Origin of the sequence: Microbacterium luteum, assembly GCF_015277875.1 — a bacterium.
Taxonomy (GTDB): Bacteria; Actinomycetota; Actinomycetes; order Actinomycetales; family Microbacteriaceae; genus Microbacterium; species Microbacterium luteum.
Map to the genome: position 1 here is coordinate 129,092 of NZ_CP063814.1, position 18,542 is coordinate 147,633.

At 65.2% G+C, this 18,542-nt stretch carries 17 protein-coding genes and 1 pseudogene; 10 read left to right on the forward strand and 8 right to left on the reverse strand.

The window, feature by feature from the left end; genetic code table 11:
* Positions 1–5: 5 nt before the first annotated feature.
* The 4 genes from IM777_RS00660 to IM777_RS00675 all read right to left on the reverse strand — a co-directional run bounded on the left by IM777_RS00660 (position 6) and on the right by IM777_RS00675 (position 3,249).
* Complete coding sequence (locus IM777_RS00660; protein ID WP_237673317.1) at positions 6–998, reverse strand: flavin-containing monooxygenase; 993 nt, start codon at positions 996–998, stop codon at positions 6–8.
* 26 nt (positions 999–1,024) lie between these two features.
* Entirely contained in the window at positions 1,025–1,693 is a 669-nt protein-coding gene (locus tag IM777_RS00665; RefSeq protein WP_194384225.1) for a DsbA family protein, read from the reverse strand.
* A gap of 90 nt (positions 1,694–1,783) precedes the next feature.
* On the reverse strand, positions 1,784–2,206 hold the full coding sequence (locus tag IM777_RS00670; RefSeq protein WP_194384226.1) for a hypothetical protein: 423 nt from the start codon (positions 2,204–2,206) through the stop codon (positions 1,784–1,786).
* 281 nt (positions 2,207–2,487) lie between these two features.
* Positions 2,488–3,249 carry a hypothetical protein gene (locus tag IM777_RS00675; RefSeq protein ID WP_194384227.1) on the reverse strand — a complete coding sequence of 254 codons (762 nt, stop codon included), beginning with the start codon at positions 3,247–3,249 and terminating at the stop codon, positions 2,488–2,490.
* Between the two features lie 165 nt (positions 3,250–3,414).
* On the opposite strand from IM777_RS00675, the gene IM777_RS00680 reads away from it, so the two are divergent.
* Positions 3,415–4,068 carry a DUF7255 family protein gene (locus IM777_RS00680; protein WP_194384228.1) on the forward strand — a complete coding sequence of 218 codons (654 nt, stop codon included), beginning with the start codon at positions 3,415–3,417 and terminating at the stop codon, positions 4,066–4,068.
* Positions 4,068–4,805, forward strand: coding sequence for a DUF4238 domain-containing protein (locus tag IM777_RS00685; protein ID WP_194384229.1), 738 nt, complete (start codon positions 4,068–4,070; stop codon positions 4,803–4,805). Before IM777_RS00680 ends, IM777_RS00685 begins: the two co-directional genes overlap by 1 nt.
* 83 nt (positions 4,806–4,888) lie before the next feature.
* On the opposite strand, the gene IM777_RS00690 is transcribed toward IM777_RS00685, so the two are convergent.
* Positions 4,889–5,980: a HigA family addiction module antitoxin gene (locus IM777_RS00690; protein ID WP_194384230.1), complete on the reverse strand. Its 1,092-nt coding sequence runs from the start codon at positions 5,978–5,980 to the stop codon at positions 4,889–4,891.
* 11 nt (positions 5,981–5,991) lie between these two features.
* Positions 5,992–6,288 (reverse strand): type II toxin-antitoxin system RelE/ParE family toxin, encoded by a 297-nt coding sequence (locus tag IM777_RS00695; RefSeq protein ID WP_194384231.1) that lies wholly within the window; start codon positions 6,286–6,288, stop codon positions 5,992–5,994.
* Between the two features lie 162 nt (positions 6,289–6,450).
* Between IM777_RS00695 and IM777_RS00700 the strand changes: the two genes are divergently transcribed.
* The 8 genes from IM777_RS00700 (at position 6,451) to IM777_RS00735 (ending at position 16,294) form a co-directional block, all read left to right on the forward strand.
* Complete coding sequence (locus IM777_RS00700) at positions 6,451–6,717, forward strand: hypothetical protein (protein WP_194384232.1); 267 nt, start codon at positions 6,451–6,453, stop codon at positions 6,715–6,717.
* The gene (locus IM777_RS00705; RefSeq protein ID WP_194384233.1) at positions 6,717–7,076 is read left to right on the forward strand and encodes a hypothetical protein; all 360 of its coding nucleotides are present in this window, start codon (positions 6,717–6,719) and stop codon (positions 7,074–7,076) included. The genes IM777_RS00700 and IM777_RS00705 overlap by 1 nt, the downstream gene beginning before the upstream one ends.
* Positions 7,077–7,102: 26 nt before the next feature.
* Complete coding sequence (locus IM777_RS00710; RefSeq protein ID WP_194384234.1) at positions 7,103–8,557, forward strand: ThiF family adenylyltransferase; 1,455 nt, start codon at positions 7,103–7,105, stop codon at positions 8,555–8,557.
* A 113-nt stretch (positions 8,558–8,670) separates the two neighbouring features.
* A complete protein-coding gene (locus tag IM777_RS00715; RefSeq protein ID WP_194384235.1) occupies positions 8,671–9,378 on the forward strand; it encodes a DCL family protein in 708 nt (235 codons plus the stop codon).
* Between the two features lie 132 nt (positions 9,379–9,510).
* Positions 9,511–10,986 carry a DUF3375 family protein gene (locus IM777_RS00720; RefSeq protein WP_194384236.1) on the forward strand — a complete coding sequence of 492 codons (1,476 nt, stop codon included), beginning with the start codon at positions 9,511–9,513 and terminating at the stop codon, positions 10,984–10,986.
* Positions 10,976–11,689 carry a DUF4194 domain-containing protein gene (locus tag IM777_RS00725; RefSeq protein ID WP_194384237.1) on the forward strand — a complete coding sequence of 238 codons (714 nt, stop codon included), beginning with the start codon at positions 10,976–10,978 and terminating at the stop codon, positions 11,687–11,689. Before IM777_RS00720 ends, IM777_RS00725 begins: the two co-directional genes overlap by 11 nt.
* On the forward strand, positions 11,682–15,086 hold the full coding sequence (locus IM777_RS00730) for an ATP-binding protein (RefSeq protein WP_194384238.1): 3,405 nt from the start codon (positions 11,682–11,684) through the stop codon (positions 15,084–15,086). Before IM777_RS00725 ends, IM777_RS00730 begins: the two co-directional genes overlap by 8 nt.
* Entirely contained in the window at positions 15,083–16,294 is a 1,212-nt protein-coding gene (locus tag IM777_RS00735; RefSeq protein ID WP_194384239.1) for a Wadjet anti-phage system protein JetD domain-containing protein, read from the forward strand. The genes IM777_RS00730 and IM777_RS00735 overlap by 4 nt, the downstream gene beginning before the upstream one ends.
* Before the next feature lie 211 nt (positions 16,295–16,505).
* Here the strand turns inward: IM777_RS00735 and IM777_RS00740 are convergent.
* Positions 16,506–17,772 (reverse strand): annotated as a pseudogene (locus IM777_RS00740) (IS256 family transposase).
* 109 nt (positions 17,773–17,881) lie between these two features.
* Positions 17,882–18,526 (reverse strand): hypothetical protein, encoded by a 645-nt coding sequence (locus tag IM777_RS00745; protein ID WP_194384240.1) that lies wholly within the window; start codon positions 18,524–18,526, stop codon positions 17,882–17,884.
* Between the last annotated feature and the right edge of the window lie 16 nt (positions 18,527–18,542).

The window sequence follows — 18,542 nt, forward strand, 5'->3', positions numbered from 1 at the left end:
TCCTTTCAGGGCCGGTTGATGATGTGCTGGGCGATCGTCGTCGCGTCTCTCGAAACGCCTGCGATGGTGTCGGAGCCGCGGCCGCCGTAGTGCGGCATTCCCGCCACGAACAACCCGGGAAGCCCGGTCGTGGTGCGCCGGGGCCGCTCGGTGCGGGCCGTTTCCGGCAGCCAGTGGTCACCCGGGTCGTATCCGGTGGCGAGGATTACCGACCCCGGCGAGATTTGAGCACCGTCAGCGAAGGTCACCGTGGCGCCATCCGCGGTCGTCACCGCGGGTGCGATCGTGACCCCCGCACGCCGCAGCTGTTCATAGCTGTCGCCGAACACCGGCTCGGGGCGTCTCTCGCGCGACAGCAAGGACATGCTTTCGCCCGCCGCGGTGGGGTAGCTCATCGCGGGCCGGTGGCGCCGTGGAGTGCGGGTGGACAGGGTGACGGCGTGCGATGCGGACAGTTCGCGAGCCAGTTGCACACCACTGTTCCCGCCGCCGACGATGAGTACGTCCCCGGCAGGGATCTGCCCCGGGTATAGGTACTCGCTGCTGTGCAGCACGGCACCCGGCACGCGGAGCCAACTCGCCCACTCCGGCAGCCGAGGATGCGCGGCCGCGGCGGTCGCGCACACCACATTGCGGGTCTGCACCTCACCCGTCGTCGTCGATAGCAGCAGCGTCGAACCGTTCCCACGATGCTCCACCCCGGTAGCTCGGACGTCCCAGACGGTCTCCACGCCAAGTCCGGCTTCCACATACGTGAGGTAGTCGACCATCTCGTCCGCTCGTGGATGTCGGCGCTGATCGCCCATCAGTCGGCGCGGAGACAACGCGCTATGCCGGGCGTCGCTGAGCAGCTCCATCGAATGCCACCGCGACGCCCAGGAACGCTGCCCCGGTGCGGCCGCGTCGATCACCACGAACTCGTGCTGCGGCCGGAGCCCTTCCGAGCTCAACGCCGCCGCGACCGCCAGCCCGGCCTGCCCGGCGCCGACGATGATCACCCGTCGATGTGACAATCCGGCCCGCATCACTGGCCACCGCTCACCGCGGCCTGGATGAGGTTCTCAAGGTCGTCCCACTCCTGCAACTCCGCGAGCTCACCGTTGACGAAAAACGTCGGTGTGCTGCTCACCCCGAGAGCGCGACCCTCTTCAAAGTCCAGATTGACACGTGCCGTCGTTGACGGGTCCGCTACAGCGGCGTCGTAGGCGGCCATGTCCAAGCCGAGCTCCTCCGCGAAGCCGCGGAACAAGTCGGCGCGAGACTCCTGCGCCTCACCCCACTCCGCCTGTGTCTCGAACAACCGGTGATACATGTCTTCAAACCGGTCCTGCTGCGCGGCCGCTTCCGCGGCGATCGCGGCGTTCTTCGAGTTGAAATGACCCGGGAGAGGGAAATAGCGGATCACATACGTGATTTCCCCGGCGAACTGCTCCCGCAGATCCTCCACGATCGGGTAGAACGACCCACATGCTTCGCACTCGAAATCCAGGAACTCAACCACCGTGACCGCGCCCTCACCTCCGTCATCGAGGACGTGCGAGTTCTGCCGCACCAGCTGCGCCGACGAGGGGCTGTCCCCGGACGAGGGCGGAGCGGTTTGGCTCTGATTGATAAGGACATAGATCAACGCGGCCATAGCCAGCACCACCACAACGGCAATGGTGACGAGCGTCGCCTTTACAGGGGTTTTCATCGGGTACTCCAAACCAGGACACGGCACAGGACAGAACCCGGGCACACAGCCCGGGACGAAGCACCACCCCACGGGGTGGCGTGCCAGATATCAGGTTCGGGAAAGACCCAGTTGCGTCAACGAGAACACGATCGGATGCGCGCGCGCTGCCGAAGCGGGAATGAGCGATGGCATCCGTGGCGCTGCACCGAGAACGGGCGGCATCCGCCGCCGCCACAGTCTCCGCAACACCACCATGAACGTGAGGCCGCACAGCACACCAAACACACACAACGCCGCACCGACGAGCGCGTTCGACCCCGACCAGGAGCCACCAGCGACGGCCTCGTGCTCTGCTGTGGTATCCGCTACGGGCTCCACGTGCGGGTCCATCAGCCCGGACACCATGAGAGGAATAGGCGCCGACCCATCCAGCTCCGTATGGGCCGTTGCCGCCAGACCGAGCATCAGCAGCAACGCCAAACCGACGCTAGTAATGAGCCTCATTATCAACAACTGCTCATTCAGCGTCATGGATTGTGAGTTCCGGGCCGAAGAGACCATCTCCAACAGCTTACCGTGCGCACTCAAACGCACTCAGAACGCCGAAGGCGGCGCCGGCGAGGAGGGTGCATGGGTGTCCCGGGTGCTGTGAGTGCTGACGAGGAATGTCGGGAACGCGGTGAGATGACACTAGATGTCACGTAGATCGCGATGTTTCGCGTGGTCCGGGTCGACTTTGTCGTGACACTTTCCCGGCGTCGGCGGCTGTCCCACCGACTCAGTCGTTTGTTGCGCACCAGAGCGCCCGCGCGTCACGACTCGGAAGGATCGTCCACTTCATCCTCGCTAGGTTCCAGCGACTGCTGGTTGGTTGCCTTTGCGTGGTCGTCGAATAGACGCTGCAGGAGGAGGACGGGGTCCTCGTTGCGCAGTTCCGGATGCTCCTCGAGAACACGGTCGACTCCTGCGCTTACCTCCTCCGGAGAGAGCTCTCTCATCGCTTTGGCGAGTTCTTGGGTAGCGGGATCATCGGCGATCCGAGCGCCTGCCAGTTCGCGCCACTTCTCGGCGCTGATCTCCTGGTGAAGCTTCCCGGCGACTCCGTGCGCGACGGCGTCGAAGAAGAGTTGGTACCACTGGTCGCTGGTCAATGAGGGATCAGTCTCCACGACGTCGTCCCCGGGTTTGCTGTTCTTGACAGCTCCAGGTTCTGTGATGGCGATGCCATCGGGAGTGCGTTCGCGTGCCGGAACCTCTGCCGCGGCCGTTGCTCGACGGTCGGCTAGGTACTGCTTGAACTTCGGGACACCGTGCTTGATGGCGGCTTCACCGCCTGCAATTGCCGCTGCGATGGCGAGGTCGAGGAGGAAGTCGGCGTACCCGCTGTTCACGAACTTGGTCATCTTGCTCGGGATCTCGTGCAAGACAACCTGGTTCGAGACGCCGTCGGGACCATGCACCAACGGGCTGGATGCGCCCGGAACCTTCTTGGATGGAGTGAGCTCGGCACCAGCTGGTATTTCGACCAGCATCTTCTTCATGATCGGCTTCGCGTTCTGCGCCTCATTCCCCATGTCGCCACACTAGCGACGAGTGGGTTGCGACGGGATGCGCGCTCGGCAGGCGACAAGAGCATCACGCGGACCTGAGTCGGCTATCTCGTGGCGCTTGTGTGGGACCGAGACACGTCGCCGTGGCTGCCGGGGTGATATCGGGCGTTCGCCTGGGAGGATGTCACCGTGGTTGCGACGGGGGCGAGGGCGACGGAGCTGTACGCCATCCTTTCGGACGCAGGGTGGAGACCTTCGACGAAGCCGTCGGCGCCGCGACTCGATCGGCTGCCGGCGGAGTTTGCTGAGAGCATCATGCGCGTATACCACGATCTTGGCGGAGTGCAGGAATACCCCCGGCTCGCCCCGGGCAGTTGGGACCTCGCCTACTCCGATTTGCTCGTCGAACTTGACGAGTCGTTTCACTTCAATCGATACCGCGAGTCCACTCTCGGAACTCCATGGGCGGCATCGCTGCCCTGGGCCGAGGTCTACGTCGAACACTGCAAGCGGTGGGAGCGCTTCGCTGGGACCGGTGGGAAGCGGTGGTCGAACGACTCGGCCAAACGCATGTTCGGCGGCGCTGACCCGGATGGCGAGTTCGGCGTCTACGGCGCGCCGAGATGGAAGCAGCGTGCGCTGTACGACGCAATGAAGGATGCCGCGGCGGCGTCGGGTCAGGTGAATCTCGCACGGGTGTCGATCTACGACCAGGTCGAAGGCATCCGGCTCAACGACGTGCTGTACCGCAGGGCTCACTTGCCCGCTGATCGCGTGGCGGAGTTCGTCCTGTCCAGGGCTGCTGTGAGTGGGGCATCTACCGCAGATTCCCTGGAGGTCTGATGGGCAACGTGAAGCGTGCGCACATGGTGTCGAGGAGCTACCTCCGAGCCTGGGCCGACGAACGGAACCGAGTGGACGTGCTCGATATCCAGCAGGGGCGCGGGTTCACAAGCGCGATCGGCAACGCAACAGTTGTCAGCTACGCGTATGAACCAGAGGTTCTCCCGCACAATCTTGAAGGTGAGTTCGACCGAATCGAGAGCCGCGGGGTGCCAGCGATAGTCAAGTTACGTGCCAGGCACGCTCCGACGGCTAGCGACAAGGACGACGTCATCGCATTCCTCGACATGCATCTCGACCGCGGACGCTACGCAGACCAGTCAGAGGTTCGAACCCCCGCGGTCCTCGTCAAGACTGACGGTAGCTCAGAGGACGCCTCACTCAGCCTTGGCGACCGGCTACTGCTCTCGCGCCACATGGAAGGCGTAGTCCGACTCGCCGCTCTCGGCGTCGCTCAATGGCCGTGGCAAGTCCTGGAGGCGAGAAGTCTCGCCACCGGTGATGGGGCCGTCCTCCTGTGGAGGCAGACAGACGGTGCCGAGGTCTCACTTGTGACCTTCCCGCTGTCGCCGACGCAGTTGCTCGTGATCGGAGAAGGGTTCCCAGAGCGGGCGCCACTGAACACTTTGCTCGCACAGCACAGCCGGCGATGGATCGTCGGCACAGTCGGATCGCTTGTGAAGGGTCAAGCGGCCGTGATCGCTGCCCTCCGTCGTGCTGAGTCCGGCGGAGAGTGACGTCTTCGGTGCGCTGAGTCGATGTGTCCCCCGGCCGAGGTCGCCGACGGTAGTCCGAGGGGGTGGTCGTCGTCGCCATCCGTCTACGCGGACGCCCACCTGCTGAGCTCTTCTGTAACCGAAGGGGCACCCTTGGCGAGCTGGGTGCGCCAGTCGAGGTGGCCGTGGTGCTGAAGGAACCCCACGATGACGATCTCGTGAACACCAAGCCGTTCGGCTTGTGTGGACACCCAGTTCTGCCGAATCGGGCGAGGCGGGGCGGGAAGGCCGCCTGGAATGGCCCACTCGCCGGCAAGCTGGTTCGTCGCCTCTTCGTCTCCCATGGTGTGCGTTTCACCGTCATCGATGAGGATGATGCCGCCGGGGCGCACGTCACCGCGGACAAGGTGCGCGAGCTCGTGCAGGAGGGTGAACAGAACCTTGTCGAGTCGCTTACCTCGTCCGGAGATCGCAATCACGGGCTGGGTTTCGTCGTCGTCGAGGAGGAACGTGGCCCCGTTCATCTTGCTGCCGGGGAACGCCTCGATGTAGACAAGCCGCACACCAACGGCGGCAAAGAGCGTCGCCAGATCTGCGAAGGATGAGACATCTCGCACCTTGCGCGCGAGGTTCTCGGCGAGCTCGCCGAGCCCCCCCCTGTCAAAGGCCCCAACTGTGAGTCTGCGTGCCTGCCGACGGGCGACTGCAAGCCAGGCCTTTTGGGTAGGTGTGAGCGGCACGTCGGGGTTGGCGCGTCGAGCGGCGGCCGCGAAAACGGGCTCCTCGTCGATAGATTCGATCTCGAACAGGTCTCGAATCTCGCCTTCGAGCTCGTCGAGACTGTTTCCGGTGATGTAGCCACGCTTACGGAGCACGGAGACGGGTGCGAGCTGGTTCAGTTGGGCACGCACCTTCACGCTGTGAAGCTGGCTCTGCGTCTCGGTGTCTTGGGCCTGACGAGACAGCAGGTACCGGTTCTGTAGGTTCAACCAGAACTCAGCCGACGTCCCGAGCGCGGCCGCGATCTGTGCGGCCGACTCGCGGGTGATCTCCTTCTTCGCGGACATGATCTCGGAGACGAACTGGGTGGGGCGCCCGAGTATCTCTGCGAACTCTGCCTGTGACCAATGCCGCGCCTCAAGCTCCTCCGCGAGGACTTCTCCGGGTGGAACCTGGCCGGCAAGGTGCTTGTCCATAGTGCTCCTCCTCAGTGCTGTTCGACGGCTTCGATGACGGCCGTGGGGGTACCGCCGGCATCCGGGTAGGAAACGCGCAGCTGATGCTCGTCGTCGATCCGCAGTGTCGCGCCGCGCACCCCTCGCGTTGTCGAAGGCCGCACCCGCAGGCTCATCAGTGCCTCCAGATCGCCCGGCCCGGTCGCGGCGCCGATCATCTGAAGGACTCGCCGGTAGCGGCGCAGGAGCGATGCGGACCAACCGCCCGCGGTGGACGCGGTCTCATACGCGAGGCGTTCCAACTCCCCGTCCCCGAACTGCAGTTGCAACGCGCATTCCGCTCTTCACCCCTGAACTGATACCGCAACGATAACCGACGTTCGTGTGGGTGGTGAAAACTCACCCCCGTGTCTCCATGTTACACTAGCTACATCACCCCAAGGGTGATTAGGTGATGACAAGATATGAATCTACAAACGAAGGAGTGTCGCATGACGACGCAGCCGAACCTCGCGGATGCGAGCAACAAGAAGGACCCGGTGATGACGATCACGATCGACTCGAAGCAGTACCAGGTGCAGGACGACGACTGGGAGGCGCGCGCCCTGCTCCTGCTGGCAGGCCTTGATCCGGCCGAGTATGACCTGGCTCAGATCAAGCGCAACGGCACGCTGAAGCGGTTCAAGGACCGGCAGATCGTCAAGGTCGAGGATGGCGACGAGTTCGAGTCCGTCAAGCAAGACGGACCCGTTGCCTGATGAGCACCGCGGGGCAGGGCGTGCAGGGGTTCATCGATGACCTCGCCGAGTGGGGCGCGCCGGCAAGAGTCGTGGAGTCCTGGGTTGTGTTCCCGGTGCGTGCGCCGAGTGGTGGACTGGAGGGCGAGGTGCTCGAGAGTGCAGTCGCCGCGAATGAGCTCGCATCCTGGCCGCTGATCCCTCCCCACTGGGTCCACTTCCCTTCGTCGGTGACGCTCCCGCAGGTGCACGCCGATCAGTCAGACACGCAGCCGGGGTGGACGCGACACTCGCGACAAATCGAGCGATGGGAGCAGGTGACCGAACCGGGCCGCGCCTGGCTCGGTCACGCCCGCGCCACCCTGGCCGGGGCATCATGACGGGCGAGCGGCGATACTCGGTCGCGATGCCGGCCGCGGTCGCCGAGATCCTCACGGCGCATCTGGACCGAGAGGACGGGCAGGAGGATGTGGTCCTCGCCACCTACGCTCCTTCGACGGGACGGGAACGAACCTCGGCGCTCCTGCGCCGCGTGTTTCTCCCGCACCCCGGCGAGCGGCACGTACACGGGAACGCATCCTTCACTGCCGACTACGTGATGCGCGTCACAGAGGAAGCTGCGGCTGCAGGGGAGGGCCTGGTTCTGCTGCACTCCCACCCTCGGGGGACGACGTGGCAGTCGATGAGCACGACGGACCGAGCGACTGAGTCGGGGTACGCCGGACTCGGAAGTGCGGCGACCCGGCTCCCAGTGATTGGGATGACCTGGGGAGGTGCTGGGCAGGTGTGGTCGGCACGGTTCTGGTTCTCGCGGACGAGCGTGGTTGACGCGGAATCGGTGCGAGTGGTTGGGGCGACGTTCGCTCCCTCGTTCAATCCGGTTCTTGTCCCAGCGCCGGAAGCAACGTCGGCGCAGATCCGGACGGTGAGCGCCTGGGGCTCGGCTGTACAGGAGGATCTCGCCCGGATCCGAGTGTTGGTGGTCGGGGCAGGCAGTGTTGGCCTGGACGTCGCACAGCGACTTGTGGCGTCCGGGATCCGCACCGTCGGCGTGATGGATTTCGATGCCGTGGAACACCGAAACCTCGACCGGATGATCGGGGCGCGCCGCCAGGACGCCCGAGATCAGGTCGCGAAGGTTGACATCGCGGCCCGGCTCCTCCGGGCACAGGCCACCGCAGCCCATCCGGACATCCGCCGGCACGAGATGTCGATCTGTGGCCCGGACGGACTGCGCGTCGCGCTGGACTACGACATCGTCTTCTCCTGCGTGGACAGACCGTGGCCGCGAGCGGTGCTCAACCAGATCGCCTACGCGGACCTCATCCCGGTCATCGACGGCGGTATCAACATCGAGGTCGCCGACGACGACACATTCAACCGGGCAACTGCTCGCGCGCACACGCTGGTTCCCGGCCAGCCATGCATGGCCTGCACGCGTCAGCTGAAACCAGCCAGAGTGGCGCTGGATCGTGAGGGGCTGCTCGACGACCCTGAGTACGTTCGCCGCTCTGAAATCGACCTGGAGCGCGCTGGCCAGAACGTCGCGACGCTCTCCGCGATGGTCAGCGCACTGCTTCTCGCTCAGTTCGTGAGTCTGACCGTCGCGCCTGGCGGGCGTGGCGTACCAGGTCCGGTGTGCTACCACTACCGCCCGCACGTCCTCGAAAAGCTCGAAGACGCTTCGGCACCATCCTGTCCGTGGGAGACGGCACTCGCCGTTGGCGACTCACGGATTCCGATTGCGACGGGGCACGCCCACGCCGAGGAGATCGTCCTGTCGCGGCACCGCGCCGCGCGGACACTCCGCGGGCGATTCCGCCGGCTGCGAGGGTGGCTCGCCGACAGCTACGGAAGCTGAGGCGTCCCGATCGCTGAAACTCGCTACCGGGCCGATGTCGACCGGGCATCGGACACTAGCCAGCTAGCCCATTCCACCAATCTGACCAACCACATCAACAAGGAGACACCGCTATGGCGATCCCCGTAGTCCTTCCATCATTCCGCTGGCCTTCCAAGAAGGCGGCATTCGACGACTTCAGACTCCTGCACACCGGCGGCCCCTACGCCCCCTACGACCGCATCACCAATCCGTCACACGACCTGATGCTTCGCGAAGTGCTGGATCTTCACCCCGACGCCTCCGAGAAGATCGGCGAAGGAGTCGACTACTTCTACGTCGGCCTGACTAGCGACGGCGACAAGTTCAACGTGCGGTCTGACGCAACGGGCATCTGGATCAAACGCGTGGACGGGTCGCAGGTGGACTTCAGCTACCGCACCTGCATCAGCAACCACACAGAAGAATCTGACGCGAAAGAGGGGCTGCGGCTCGCAGTAGAAGACCGCCGACTGTCCTACCGCGACGACCGCATCAAGGAGGGGACGTTCGCGAGCGATATCTCCGGGATCGTCTTCTCAGACCGCAACGAGGCACATGTCATCTACGACGAGCCCTCATGGGGACAGCTGACCTACCGGTTCGCCGAGGCGGAGGGCGGATGGGACCGAATCCTCGTCCACTCGGGGTACGGCGGCGTGCTCATTGGCAGCCACCTCATGGACACGGACGTACACACGAGATGGCTCGAGTTCTACGACCGACACGCAAACCGCCGGCTGGCGACCGCAAGCGAGGCCGCTGCCCGTCCGCGACCTCGACAAGACGCGTGGACACCCTGACAACTCCGCCAGGCCTCCCGGCCACGCAACGACGCCACCCGCTGGAGGGCAGTCGGGTGGGTGATCCCAGTGTCGGTGGCCCTGGGCATCATTACGAGCAGACACGTCAAGTACCGCCTGGGGGAGGTATGAGTGAGCAGTATCGTCGCGGAACACAGTCGCGTGATCGCGGCCTTCGGTGAGCCGACTCTGTCTCTGCTGCGGGGGAATCTCGCACCGGCGAACGTCGCGATTCTTCGCTCCGGATTCCCGCAGGATTCGAAGACCCAGCCGACTGCCCGTCTGCACCAGATGGTGGACGCAGCCCTCAGCGAACTTCGCGAGCGTGGGATCTCCCACGTCCCAGACGGGGATGGCAGAGAGGTGTGCATGGGGTGGGTGCGACGGCGGTGGCTGACCCGTGACGTCGACGGACAGAGCTACACGCTCACGTCCTACGCGATGCAAGCGCTCGGTCTGGTGCAATCCCTGACGCGCGACCGGGTGAATCTGTCCGAGCACCGCATCAAGAACATCGTGGAAACCGCGAACCGGCTGAACGCGGCTTCCAACCCTGACCGTGATGCCCGCATCGCCCGGCTCCGCGCGCAGATCGCCCAGCAGCAGGCGGAGTTGGAACGGCTCGAGGCAGGCGAGCCGATCGCCCCCGTCACCGCCGACTTCATCCTCGAGGGGCTTGTTGAGCTGCAGGATCTCGTTTCCGGTCTGCCCATTGAGTTCGCCCGTGTCGGTGAGGTCGTAGAGGCACTGCAGGACAGGTTGCGGGAGGACTTCCGGGCAGACGAGCGACCGCCCGGGGACATCGTCGCCGACTTCCTGATCCGCGCAGACGACCTGACGACCGCGACACCGGAAGGGCGCGCGTTCGAGGGGGCGTTCAACCTGCTGGATGACGATGCTCTCACCGATCAGCTGCGCTCAGACATCACCGCGCTGGTCGAGCATCCCGACATCTCTCCGGTTCTCACCACCGCGGAGAAGCAGACGATGATCGGGATCGTCCGCGTGGTGCGGGACGGAGCACGAGACACGATGGCGAAGATCGTCGACACCATCGAGACCCTCAACACCTACATCCGATCCCGGAACATCTCCGAGGATCGTGAACTGGACCGGGTGCTGATGCAGCTGGAAGCCGGCCTGAGCGCGTGGATGCAGACAGCGGGGCCACGAGAAACAGTTCCGGTTGAGATGCTGCCCGACGGGTTGGACATCCTGCACCTGAAGGAGAAGCTGTACGACCCCGCCTCGGATGTCCCTCTCGACCCGCTCGAGGACGGCGCCGAAGAGGATCGTCCGGAAGCCATGTCACTCGATGAGCTTCGCCGCTACGGGGGACCGCACCTGGACGCGCTCCGCGGTGCGCTCGACGAAGCTGCAGCATCGGACGGCGAGTGGACGATCGGTGCAGACGTCTTCCCCCGGCTCGCAGCTGACGAGCGGCGACCGGTGGACGCGTTGGGCCTCCTGCACCTCATCGCGGACCGTGACGACCTGGTGCGCACGGGCACGCACGAGGCATACGTCACCCGCCGGCCCGACGGTACCGAACAGGTCCTGCTGCTACCGCAGATCACCCCGACGCGGAGGCTCGACGATGACCAGTGACTTCCAGGAGCTCGACGACACGGTTGCCGAGCTGTCGGTCGATGATCTGACTGACCGCACGCCAGAGGACCTCTACGACGAGCCGGAGCAGGAAGTCGACGACGACTTGTCATCGGTGGAGTTCGACGGAGACACCGGGACGCTCACCGCCGAGGTCCGATCTGCGCTCGTCGCTATCCTCAACGAGCGCTTCATCACCAGCGACACCCACAAGAAGGAGTGGCAGACGCTCACCGTCGCCCACGCGCAGGTGAAGTCGAGACTCAACGACATGTATCTCGACCTCGAGTACGACGCCAAGTACGAGGTCGCGTTCAAGGTGCAGGTACGCAACGCCGACAGCACACGGGGTTTCCCTGCGCTGCTGCGGGCGATGACCTGGAATCGGGACCAGACTGCCGTGCTCGTCCACCTATGCCTCACCCACCGGGATCAGACTTCAAGCGGGGCAAGTCGCGCAGTCGTCTCGAGGAGCGACATTCACGCGTTCATCGGCGGCAACCGTCCGAAGACAGCGACCGATCAGTACATGGATGGCCGTCGAGTCAACAATGCGATCGACGCGGTCGCCGCCGCCGGACTTCTCGACAAGACAGCAGAGGACGGCGTGTACACGATCTCGCCGGCACTGCCCCGACTGCTGCCCCTCACGAGGCTGCGCGAACTGGTCACCTACTTCACGGAGGCAAGCAACGATGAGTGAAATCTCCGCAGGCATCCCGCTCCTGCCGAGCTCGCAGTGGCGGATCGAGCAGATTCAGCTCGTCAACTGGGGCGGTTTCCACCAGCGCACCGCAACGTTCGCGTTCCACCCCGAGACGACCATCGTCACCGGCGCATCCGGTGTGGGGAAGTCCACGGTCCTTGACGCCTACCTCGCGCTCATGATGCCCTCCGACGTCCCTTTCAACGGTGCTTCGAACGCAGCGACCGTGGGGCGTGCGAGGGGGGCAGAGCAGCGGAGTGTGCTGACCTACCTGCGCGGGAAGACCGATGACACCGTGGAGGACGGTGTCACCGTCGACAAGGTGCTCCGCGGCCAGGGCAAACCCACCTGGGGGGCGATCGCGGCGACCTTCATCGCCGAGACGGGGGACCGGTTCACAGCCATGCGCGCGTACTTCGTCCCGGTGGGCGCGGCCCGAGACGGCGACGTAGTCAAACGGATGATGACGATCCCCGGGTCGTTCGAGATCCGCCAGCTTGGCGATTTCGCCCGCGTGGGTTCCGAGTCGTACCCGGCGAAGGCGATGAAGCAGAAATGGTCGGAGCTGCGCCTCTATGGCTCGTACGGAGAGTTCTCGCAGGCGCTGTTCTCGAGGCTCGGGATCGGGCAGGGCGGCGACGGGGCGAACGCGCTAGCACTGCTCGCACGCATCCAAGCTGGAACGATGTCACCGACCGTCGACGACCTCTACAAACGGCTCGTCATCGAGATGCCGGAGACGTTCCGCGTCGCCGACGAAGCCATCACGACATTCGATGAACTCGACGAGATGTATCGGAAGATGGAGACCTCCCAACACCAGGCAGATCTCCTGGCACCGGTGCCCGGCCTCTACGAGGAGATGCTCGCCGCGCAGCGCGACATCGCGCAGGCGCGAGCACTCGGAGCTGTCGACGCCGACGACACCCCGGCGGGCCTCTGGCGTCTTCGCACCCACTCCGCCATCCTCGAGCGCGAAGACGGCCTGCTCCGCGAGCAGGCCGCCGCACTCCAGGAACAGCTCCGTACCGCGACAACTGCCACCCACGAGGCGGAGCGGTTACTCGACGTCGCGAAAGCCGACTACGACGCCGGCGGCGGGGACCGCGACAAGCAGCTCACGGATGAGATCACTCGGTACGAACAGGCGGCCGAAGGCCGCCGCGGGATGCGCGCGCGACTCAGTGACGCTCTGGCAGGTCTCGATCGCGTCGTGGACGGGGAGGGCGACCTTCTTACCATCCACTCCGAAGCCCGCGCATTCCCTGAGCGCGCCGCGGGGGTGAAGGCGGAGCTCGAGAGCAAGCGCGAGCAGATGATCCGCGACGAGCACCCGCTCGGCGAGGAGCTCAAGAGCGTCCGGGCGGAGCTTCGCTCGCTGGAAGGTCGCTCTGGTCGCGTGGACGCATCGATGGACGCTCGGCGCCGCGAGGCCGCCGACGCTGCCGGACTCGACGTGGCCGATCTCCCGTTCGTCGCCGAACTCATCGACGTTGCTGATGGCGAGGACCGGTGGCGGGGCGCAATCGAGACGGTCCTGTACGCGAGCGCGCGGATCCTGCTCGTGCCCGGTGAGCACCTTGAACGCTTTTCCCGGGCCATCGACCCGATCCGGTCGTCGCTGCGGCTGAACTTCGAAGGCGTTGACCGCAGTGTCGTCGCGCACACCGCGCCTATGGACCCGCAGCGGATTGCCGGCAAGTTGGACTACCAGGACTCTCCGTACCAGGCATGGGTCATCGAGCATCTCAGCTCACCGGCCAGGAACGCCCTGTGCGTGTCGAGCACGGATGGACTCGCTGGTGAGGGTCTCCGCGTGACGCCCTCGGGTCAGACACGACAACGACGGCGAGGGGCGCACGGAGGGAACACAGCGCGTCCGATCATCGGATTCGACAACGCTGGCCTGAAGGCGTCGCTCGAGGCGCAGCAGAAGGACCTTCGTGCGCAGCTAGCAGAGTCCGAGCGGGCGAGGGCGCGAGTCGCGGCGGAAATCCAGGCAGTCGACAAGCGGCACGCCGCCTACCTCCGCACCCTCGACTTCTCGTGGGTCGACGTTGATGTGGACACGCCGATTCGTCACATCGCCGAATTGCGTGCGCTGCAGGAGAAGCTGCTCGCCGACGACGGCGTCCTCGCCGTGCTGAAGAAGCAGGTCGAAACCCTGTCCGCGGTAGCCGACAGCGCCCGACGCCTACAGCACTCGCTCGAAGGCAAGCTCTCAGAAGTCGCAGAAAAACGAAGCGCCTTGGCGGACATGATTGACACCGTCAACGACGTCCTGTGGCCGCTCGAGGAGAACGGATCTTTGACGCTCGACGAGGCTCTGTCGAGGGCCCTCGACCAAGCATGGGAGCGCGCACTTGCGAGCGAGGTGCCGACGAGCGGGACCTGGAAGACAGATCTGCGACGGCTCGAACGAGCCCTCGCGGATGGGGTCTCACGTGCAGCCGAGAAGGAGGCGTCGAGCCGCAAGCAGATCGAGCGCGCCTTCGAACAGTTCCAAGAGCGATGGAACGATCCGACGCGTGGTCAGACGATCGACTCCTACCACGAATACATCGCGATCCTCGACGAGATCCAGCGCGTCGGGATCCACGAACAGCGGGAGCAATGGCGCAAGACTGCGCTGCAGTGGAGCGGAAGGAGTCTTCGACTGCTGGGCAGCGCGATGAGCTCCGCCGTCGACGACATCGAGGCCCGCCTCGACGCCGTCAATGCGATCCTCGAGCGCCTGCCCTTCGGGCCCACGGATGGACGCTTGAAGATCGACATGCGACGCCTCGCGCCGCAGACGGTCACCACGTTCCGTCGCGAGCTGGATGGGTTCAAGAAGCTCGCTACGCAGGGCGCGTCTGAGGAGCAGCTCGTTCAGCGGTTCACGCAGATGAGAGTGTTCGTCGCCAAGATCCGCAAGCGCGACGACCCCGCGCTCACTGCTGAGCTTCGAGCTCAAGTTGTCCGCGAGGAGATCCTCGACGTGCGACGACATGTAGAGATCACAGCGAAGCAGTACGCCGATGCGCTCGACACAGATCCAGTCGCCGAGTATTCCTCGCTCGCAGGCAAGAGTGGTGGAGAGATGCAGGAGCTCGTCGCGTTCATCGTCGGAGCTGCGCTTCGGTTCCAGCTCGGCGACGAGCTCGGGCACCTTCCGCGTTTCGCCCCGGTGTTCCTCGACGAAGGGTTCATCAAGGCGGACTCCGAGTACGCGGGCCGGGCCGTTGAGGCATGGAAGGGGCTCGGGTTTCAACTCGTTATTGGGGCGCCGTTCGACAAGTACACCGGGCTTGAACGCCACGTCGCCCAGACGATCCTTGTCTCGAAAAACCGCCAGTCCGGGCACTCGTTCGTCGACCACGCCTACCACCAGCGACAGGAGGGCGTCGCGTGAAGACGGTCTCGGAGGTCGAACGACGTATCCGACTGCACGTGGCTGAGCGTTGGGCCGACGAGGTCGCCTCGCAGAGCACGGGAGAGCCGAAATGGTGGCCGCGCGGATACTCACTTGGCCGCCCGGACGCCAACATGCTCGAGGCCGGGTTCGGCGAGCTCATCGAACTCGTGGACGTGTGGCGAACGCAGGCATCCGCGTGGGGTGCGGACATCAGAGAGAAGAACATCCGCGCTGATGGCACCGCCTATCCGATGCCGTCCCACATCATCATTCCCAGCATCGATGTGGCGTCCGCCATCGCCGGGCCCGAGTGGACGGCACGGTTGGCCCGCGGGCGTGAGTACGGCAGCATCATCGACGCCCACTTCCCTAATCGCCGAGACGTCCTGGCCCGCACGATTCTCGCGACGGCGGATTGGGCGCGCGTGGACGTCGAGCTCCTCGCCCAAGCGGCCTCATGGTTCGAGCGGCACCCCAACTCGGGCCTCAGCCCCAGAGAGGTTCCGCTCGAAGGGCTTCACACCAAGTGGCTCGAGTCCCGCACGCAGACCGTCGCGCGCCTCGCTGGCCTTCGCGACCTCGGGCTGCACCCGCCCCACCCCTCCCGCATCCACTTCACCTACCTCGACCCGGCGCATCTGTCGGCCGGCAACCGACGCCACGACTCGGCAACAGTCGGAGACGCATTCAGGCCGGCGTACCCGCCACAGATCGTCATCATCTGCGAGAACAAAGACACCGCGATCCATTTCCCAGAAGTCCGTGGAGCGATCGCCGTTGAAGGCGCCGGGTCGGGAGCTGGGGCATTTGCGGATACCGACTGGCTGCGCGAGGCGCCCTTGGTCATCTACTGGGGCGACATGGACGCCGACGGACTCCGCATTCTCGCCCAGTTCCGCGACGCCGGCATCCCCGCGCGATCGCTGTTCATGGACGTCCCCTCATATGAGCGGTGGGAGGTGTACGGGACGAACAGCGACAAGCGTGGGAATCTGATCGCCGCCGATAGCCGCCCCGCGCCCGCGAATCTCGAGGATGACGAGCGGGCGTTGTACGGGCTCCTCAACGACCCGACATCGGCGAGGTACCGACGGGTAGAGCAAGAGCGAATCCCGCTCGACGTTGCGTCCGGCACGGTGCGGCGGCTTCAGGCCCAGATCGATACCGAGGCGAGTGTCGCGAGGCAGCTATCTGACGCTCGGTGAACGCGTCCATTCCTCGCCCAGTGAGCAGGACCCTATGACACTGAGCGTCCCCCTCGCGCGGAGTTCGTTCTCAATGCGTGGCCGCCGCGGCGGATCGGGTCCGGTGTGTTGGAGCTTCCGCGCTGATCTTGAGTCGTGCTGGGATCACATTCGGCGAATGGGGTCAAGTCCCGTGGCGTGGTGTCACTTCGGTTGTTCCTGATGGGTGGGGTCAGGCGGTGAGGTAGAGCTCGGCGCGGGGTGTCTCGGTGTGCTCGTGGAGGGTGTGGATGAGCTTGCGCATGGAGATGTCGGAGAAGTAGCGGCGTTCGCCGTACTGCCATTCCTCGTGCTGCTCTTGCAGGACGGCGCCGATGAGCCGGGTGACGCTGTCGCGGTCGGGGAAGATCTGGACGACGTCGGCGCGACGTTTGATCTCGCGGTTCAGTCGCTCGATGGGGTTGTTCGACCAGATCTTCTGCCAATGCTCGCGTGGCATGACCGCGAACCCGGTGAGGTCTGCCTCGGCGGCGGCGAGCATGTCGGCGATCTCGGGGAACGACGAGCGGAGCCCGTCGGTCACGGCCCGGTATTGCGCGGTGACGGCTTCGGGGGTGGTTTGCGCGAAGATCGTGGTGATCATCGCGTTGACCGGCTTCGAGCGGGCCGATCCGAGTTTCTGGGTCACGTTTCGCGCGAAGTGGACGCGGCAACGCTGCCACCCGGACCCGGGCAGGATCGCCTTGACCGCGGCTTTCAGGCCGGCGTGCGCGTCGGATGTGACCAAGGCGACGCCGAGCGGGTCCGCGTCGGTCGCGACCTTCAACCCCCGGTCGCGCAGGCCGCGGAGGAACTCGGTCCAGAAGTCCGTGGTCTCCGCGTCGCCGAGCGCCATCCCGAGGATCTCCCGGCGGCCGTCACCGCTGACGCCGGTCGCGACGACGAGGGCTTGCGAGACGACGGCCGCGGACCCGGACGTCGAGGTAGGTGGCGTCGAGGAACAGATAGGGGAACCAGGTGTGATCGATGCGACGGTGCAGGAACTCCTGCACGGCCTCGTCGATCTCCCCGCAGATCCGGGACACCGTCGACCTCGAGATGCCGGTGTCGTTGCCCAACGCTCGGATCAGCTGGTCGACCTTCCGTGTGGAGACCCCATCGATCCAGGCCTGGCAGATCACCGCGTAGAGCGCTTTGTCGACCCGGCGGCGCGGGTGCAGCAAGCTGGGGAAGAACGACCCCTCCCGCAGCTTCGGGATCGCAAGGTCGACTTCCCCGGCCGGCGTCGCGAGGGTCTTCGGGCGGGTCCCGTTGCGGCGGGTGGTGCGCTCCGGGGTGCGCTCGTGCGGGGCCGCGCCGATCTTCATCGTCGCTTCCGCGTCGATCAGGTCTTGCAGGCCGGCCTGCAGCATCCGACGGAACACGTCCGAGTGGGCGAGGTCGGGATCGGCGAGGACTTCGCCGATCAAGGTCGTCAAGGCAGACTGGTACTGGGTCATCGTGGGATCACTTTCAGGGTTCTTGGCGGAACAACTGGTCTCCCACGATGGCCCTCACTTCGTCAACGACGACGAGGACCCTGTGGGAAGTGACACCACGCTATGGGACTCACCCGCGAATGGTCGCGACGGCTTCGTCGAGTGTGTGGAGCGCGCGGAGGACTTGGATCGATCGGCTGAAGATCAGGCTGCTGAACATGGCGTCGTCTGTCTTGGGCATGACTGAGCGGGAGACAACCCAGGCGGCCGCTGACTCGATGCCGACGTCGTCGCTGAACATGTGTGCGGCGACCTCGTTGCGGATCTTGACGAGCGTTTCCTTGAAGGGGCGATCGTCCGCGATGTCCCGGACGCTTGTCTTGTAGTCGTTCTGGGCCGTGGTGAGCCCGTCGATGTCAATGAAGTTGGCGAATCGACCGGTCTGCGTGCGTGCGGTGCGTTGGAGTTCTCCCAGGACTCGGTAGACGCCTTCGATGCTCTCTCGGAGCACGAGGGCAAGCAGCTTCTCGGTCGTCACCCGCGCGGCGGGGTCTGCGGCCATGGCGCGGAGTAGAACGCGCATGTCGACGTCGGTCTGGACGATGAAGAATCGTGCGGCCGCATACGCCTTGACCACCGCAGCCTCGTCGCCGGCGCCGGCGACGCTCTCGACGTCTCGGGCTCGGCGTTCGAGCGCTTCGACTGCGAGCGGGATGGTGCGGTCGAATCCTGCGACACTGTCGGCGTTGGTTGGCCGCTGGCTCGGGGTGCTCATCGTCTCAGCGTGGCAT

What these genes read in the sequence shown, in the direction of transcription:
- IM777_RS00665 (WP_194384225.1), bottom strand. Translation starts at nt 1,693, where the DNA reads ATGAAAACCCCTGTAAAGGCGACGCTCGTCACCATTGCCGTTGTGGTG.
- IM777_RS00670 (WP_194384226.1), bottom strand. Translation starts at nt 2,206, where the DNA reads ATGACGCTGAATGAGCAGTTGTTGATAATGAGGCTCATTACTAGCGTC.
- IM777_RS00675 (WP_194384227.1), bottom strand. Translation starts at nt 3,249, where the DNA reads ATGGGGAATGAGGCGCAGAACGCGAAGCCGATCATGAAGAAGATGCTG.
- IM777_RS00685 (WP_194384229.1), top strand. Translation starts at nt 4,068, where the DNA reads ATGGGCAACGTGAAGCGTGCGCACATGGTGTCGAGGAGCTACCTCCGA.
- IM777_RS00690 (WP_194384230.1), bottom strand. Translation starts at nt 5,980, where the DNA reads ATGGACAAGCACCTTGCCGGCCAGGTTCCACCCGGAGAAGTCCTCGCG.
- IM777_RS00700 (WP_194384232.1), top strand. Translation starts at nt 6,451, where the DNA reads ATGACGACGCAGCCGAACCTCGCGGATGCGAGCAACAAGAAGGACCCG.
- IM777_RS00705 (WP_194384233.1), top strand. Translation starts at nt 6,717, where the DNA reads ATGAGCACCGCGGGGCAGGGCGTGCAGGGGTTCATCGATGACCTCGCC.
- IM777_RS00710 (WP_194384234.1), top strand. Translation starts at nt 7,103, where the DNA reads ATGCCGGCCGCGGTCGCCGAGATCCTCACGGCGCATCTGGACCGAGAG.
- IM777_RS00715 (WP_194384235.1), top strand. Translation starts at nt 8,671, where the DNA reads ATGGCGATCCCCGTAGTCCTTCCATCATTCCGCTGGCCTTCCAAGAAG.
- IM777_RS00725 (WP_194384237.1), top strand. Translation starts at nt 10,976, where the DNA reads ATGACCAGTGACTTCCAGGAGCTCGACGACACGGTTGCCGAGCTGTCG.
- IM777_RS00730 (WP_194384238.1), top strand. Translation starts at nt 11,682, where the DNA reads ATGAGTGAAATCTCCGCAGGCATCCCGCTCCTGCCGAGCTCGCAGTGG.
- IM777_RS00745 (WP_194384240.1), bottom strand. Translation starts at nt 18,526, where the DNA reads ATGAGCACCCCGAGCCAGCGGCCAACCAACGCCGACAGTGTCGCAGGA.